This window comes from Dawidia cretensis (genome assembly GCF_018598175.1).
GTDB classification, from domain to species: Bacteria; Bacteroidota; Bacteroidia; order Cytophagales; family Cyclobacteriaceae; genus Ohtaekwangia; species Ohtaekwangia cretensis.
In genome coordinates this window covers 1-263 of sequence record NZ_JAHESE010000207.1, presented here as the reverse complement: position 1 = coordinate 263, position 263 = coordinate 1, and the positions used below count along the sequence as shown (strand labels likewise).

General features: G+C 37.3%; 1 protein-coding gene. It reads right to left on the bottom strand.

Annotated elements, in window-relative coordinates; genetic code table 11:
* A partial coding sequence (locus KK062_RS30380; protein ID WP_254088130.1) for a helix-turn-helix domain-containing protein occupies positions 1 to 208 on the bottom strand: 208 nt, incomplete at its 3' end.
* Between the last annotated feature and the right edge of the window lie 55 nt (positions 209 to 263).

Here is a 263-nt window from a genome sequence, read left to right as displayed (position 1 = left end):
CAGATATATTGAACATGGTAACTAAATCATGGAATAAATGAAAGCTAGGGTGTTTCCCGATATTTTCAATATCTGCGATATGACGTTCTCCGTAAAAGACTTTATCGCCTAAATCATTTCTGGAAAACCCTGCTTTCTCTCTGGCTTCTCTGATTGCCAGTCCTAAAGGACGAAAATCAAAGCTGTGCGTATCTTTCTTTTTTCTCATTTTTAATCACCTAGCATGAGTTTATACTATTTTCACAGGTTTGCTCTGCTCAAGG